Raw genomic sequence first — 3,834 nt, forward strand, 5'->3', positions numbered from 1 at the left:
GTTGCCTTGCCATCCACATGCACGGTGCACGCGCCGCACAAGCCGGCACCACAACCATATTTGGTGCCGGTCAGTCCCGCCGCATCGCGCAGCGCCCACAGCAGCGGCGTATCAGGCTGCATCAGAAATTCGACAGGATTGCCGTTGACGGTGAACTTGGTCATTTCTCTCCCATAGACTTGTGGAGGCTGCGATGGAACTGAAGACCCTCGATTACAGCGTGAGCGACGGCATCGCTCGCATCACCCTGTGCCGCCCCGCCGAACTCAACACCATGAACGGCGATTTCTGGCCCGAAATGGTGCAGGTATTTCATGCCATCGCCCATGACATGGATGTGCGCTGTGTCATCCTCGCCTCGACCGGCAAGCATTTCACTGCCGGCCTCGATCTCAACTGGGCCGGGCAGAATGCAGCGGCGAGCACGGGCGGCGATCTTGGTCGCCAGCGCGAAGCCTTCCGTCGCCACGTGAAGGAGCTGCAGCAAAGTTTCAACGTCATCGATGATTGCCGGGTGCCGGTGATCGTGGTGACGCAGGGCGGCTGCATCGGCGGCGGCGTCGATCTGGTCACCGCCTGCGATATCCGCATCTGTTCATCGGAAGCCTATTTCACCATCCAGGAAATCAATGTCGGCATCGTTGCCGATGTCGGCACGCTGCAGCGCATCCCGCACCTGCTGCCACAGGGGTTGATCCGCGAACTGGCCTATACTGGCCGCAAGTTCCCGGCCGCCGAGGCGCTGCGCTACGGCTTTGTGAATCGGGTGGAAGACACACATGCCGACGCGCTGGCTGCCGCAGAGGTGATGGCCCGCGAGATCTGCGCCAAATCCCCGCTGGCCATCACCGGCATCAAGCAGGTGCTGAACTACGGCCGCGAACATTCGATTTCCGATGGCCTTGAGTATGTGGCGGTCTGGAATGCCGGGATGCTGCAGGGCGAAGACATGAAGGAAGCCGTGAAGGCGCAAATGGCGCGGCTATCTGCCACCTATGCAAACCTGAAAGCCTGACAATTTGGCGGGCCCTGTGCGCTTTTGACCGGGGTTTCCGCTTGCCTGTTGCGCTGCAGCGCGGCATAGCAAATTCATCTTTTGGCGGCTCAGTCCGCTCGTTTCAGGCTAGGGGCAGTATGCGCCGCATCATATCGATGATCATTTCCGCCGGGGCGATGGGCGCTTCGGCACGCAGTTTCGCACAGGAAGCCGTGGCGGCTGCGCCGGTGCCGCCGGTGGCCACCACCGATGTGCCCGCGGCCGTGCCGGCGCTCACGGCGCCGTCGGCGGATTATGGCGTGCCGCGTGGTGGCTGGGATCTGCAGTTGCCCGCCACCGATATCGCGGTGGAAGCCCACAACATGATCAACTGGGTACTGAACCCGGTGATGGCCGGCGTCGCCATGTTCGTAATGATCCTACTGGCGTGGACGATCTTCCGCTATCGCGCCGCGGCTAACCCGGTGCCGTCGAAGACCAGCCACAACACCGTTATTGAAGTGATCTGGACAGTGGCTCCGGCGCTGATCCTGGTGGCCATCGCTTTCCCAAGCTTCCGCCTGCTGGCCAATCAATATGATCCGCCCAAGGCCGATATCACCATCAAGGCCATCGGTCACCAATGGTATTGGGAATATGAGTATCCCGATCAGGGCGGCTTCACCTTCGATTCGGTGATGCTCACCAACGAGGAGGCTGCCGCGCGCGGCACGCCCAAGCTGCTCGATGTCGATAACCGCGTGGTGGTGCCGGTTGGTGCCACGGTGAAGATCCTCACCACGGCGGCCGACGTGATCCACAGTTTCGCCATGCCAGCCTTTTATCTAAAGATGGATGCCGTGCCGGGCCGCATCAACGAAACCTGGTTCAAGACCGATCGTCCGGGCGTGTATTTTGGTCAGTGTAGCGAGCTGTGCGGCACCAAGCATGCCTATATGCCGATCGCCATCGAAGTGCTGCCGAAGGCGCAGTTTGATGCTTGGGTTGCCGCCAAGCAGAAGGAAAATGGCATTGAGCCCAAGGTGGCTGAAGCCGCCGCCCCTGCAGAAGCTGCTCCCACCGCCGTTCCCGCTGCCGATGCAGCTGCCCCGGCCGCTGTTGCGGCTGCGGCGGCTCCGGCTGCCCAGTAAGATTCGAGAAGAGGACCCGTATCATGGCTCACGCCGCAACCGCCGGTGCCAATGACCGCGATCATGATCACAAGCCCGGCTTCATCCAGCGCTGGCTCTTTTCGACGAACCACAAGGATATCGGAACGCTCTACCTGATCTTCGCGATCATCGCCGGCACCATTGGCGGCGCGATTTCGGGCGTCATGCGTCTCGAACTGGCTGAGCCGGGCATCCAGTGGCTCACCTTCATGACCCAGGGCAATGTCGATCAGGCCAACCATTTGTGGAACGTGTTCATCACCGCCCACGGCCTGATCATGGTGTTCTTCACCGTCATGCCCGCCATGATCGGTGGTTTCGGCAACTGGTTTGTACCGATCATGATCGGCGCGCCCGACATGGCGTTCCCGCGCATGAACAACGTGTCGTTTTGGCTGCTGGTCCCGTCGTTCCTGCTGCTGTGCGGCTCGATGTTCGTCGAAGGCCCGGCAGGCGCCAATGGCGCCGGTACCGGCTGGACGGTGTATCCGCCGCTCTCCACCTCCGGCCACCCTGGCCCGGCTGTCGACATGGCGATCCTGTCGCTGCACATCGCTGGCGCCAGCTCGATCCTGGGCGCCATTAACTTCATCACCACCATCCTCAACATGCGCGCACCGGGCATGACCCTGCACAAGATGCCGCTGTTCGTGTGGTCGGTGCTGGTCACCGCCTTCCTGCTGCTGCTGTCGCTGCCGGTTCTGGCTGGTGCCATCACCATGCTGCTGACCGACCGCAATTTTGGCACGCACTTCTTCTCGGCTGATGGCGGTGGTGATCCAGTGCTCTATCAGCACCTATTCTGGTTTTTCGGCCATCCCGAAGTCTATATCCTCATTCTGCCGGGCTTCGGCATCGTCAGCCAGGTTGTGTCCACCTTCAGCAAGAAGCCGGTCTTTGGCTATCTCGGCATGGCCTATGCCATGGTCGCCATCGGCTTCATCGGCTTTGTCGTTTGGGCGCACCACATGTTCACCGTCGGCCTCGACGTGAACACCAAGATGTATTTCACCGCCGCCACGATGATCATCGCGGTGCCTACCGGCATCAAGATCTTCAGCTGGATCGCGACAATGTGGGGCGGTTCCATCAGCTTCAAGACCCCGATGTTGTGGGCGATCGGTTTCATCTTCATGTTCACCGTGGGCGGCGTTACCGGCGTGCTGCTGTCCAACGCCGGCGTGGATACCTATTTCCACGACACCTACTATGTGGTGGCGCACTTTCACTATGTGCTGTCGCTGGGTGCCGTATTCGCCATCTTCGCCGCCTGGTATTATTGGTTCGGCAAGATGTTCGGCAGGCAGTATAACGAGACGCTCGGCAAGCTGCACTTCTGGATCTTTTTTATTGGCGTGAACGTGCTGTTCTTCCCGATGCACTTCCTGGGTTCGGATGGCATGCCGCGTCGTATCGCCGATTATCCGGATGCCTATGCCTACTGGAACCAGATCGCCAGCTATGGCTACGGCATTATGGCCATCGGCATGGTGTTCTTCTTTCTCAACCTGATTGTCAGCCTGGCTTCGCGCCGCAAGGTGGAAGACAATTACTGGGGCGAAGGCGCCACCACGCTGGAATGGACCTTGTCCAGCCCGCCGCCGTTCCACCAGTTCGAAACCCTGCCGGTCATCAAGTAACCGGCGATCCGGGGGCAGGGCGACCTGCCCCCCGACAGGCCAGACG

At 60.7% G+C, this 3,834-nt stretch carries 4 protein-coding genes; 3 read left to right on the top strand and 1 reads right to left on the bottom strand.

The window, feature by feature from the left end; all coding sequences use genetic code 11:
- On the bottom strand, nucleotides 1-164 hold a 164-nt coding region (locus tag Q7O19_RS13255; protein ID WP_303810965.1), incomplete at its 3' end, for a (2Fe-2S)-binding protein.
- 29 nt (nucleotides 165-193) lie between these two features.
- Here Q7O19_RS13255 and Q7O19_RS13260 point away from each other — a divergent pair.
- The 3 genes from Q7O19_RS13260 to ctaD all read left to right on the top strand — a co-directional run bounded on the left by Q7O19_RS13260 (nucleotide 194) and on the right by ctaD (nucleotide 3,788).
- The gene (locus Q7O19_RS13260; protein ID WP_303810962.1) at nucleotides 194-1,015 is read left to right on the top strand and encodes a crotonase/enoyl-CoA hydratase family protein; all 822 of its coding nucleotides are present in this window, start codon (nucleotides 194-196) and stop codon (nucleotides 1,013-1,015) included.
- Between the two features lie 137 nt (nucleotides 1,016-1,152).
- Nucleotides 1,153-2,127: a cytochrome c oxidase subunit II gene (gene coxB, locus Q7O19_RS13265; RefSeq protein ID WP_303810963.1), complete on the top strand. Its 975-nt coding sequence runs from the start codon at nucleotides 1,153-1,155 to the stop codon at nucleotides 2,125-2,127.
- Between the two features lie 23 nt (nucleotides 2,128-2,150).
- Nucleotides 2,151-3,788, top strand: a complete 1,638-nt coding sequence (ctaD, locus tag Q7O19_RS13270; protein WP_303810964.1) for a cytochrome c oxidase subunit I — start codon at nucleotides 2,151-2,153, stop codon at nucleotides 3,786-3,788.
- The last annotated feature ends 46 nt before the right edge of the window (nucleotides 3,789-3,834 follow it).

Origin of the sequence: Sandarakinorhabdus limnophila DSM 17366, from assembly GCF_945882885.1 — a bacterium.
Taxonomy (GTDB): Bacteria; Pseudomonadota; Alphaproteobacteria; order Sphingomonadales; family Sphingomonadaceae; genus Sandarakinorhabdus; species Sandarakinorhabdus limnophila_A.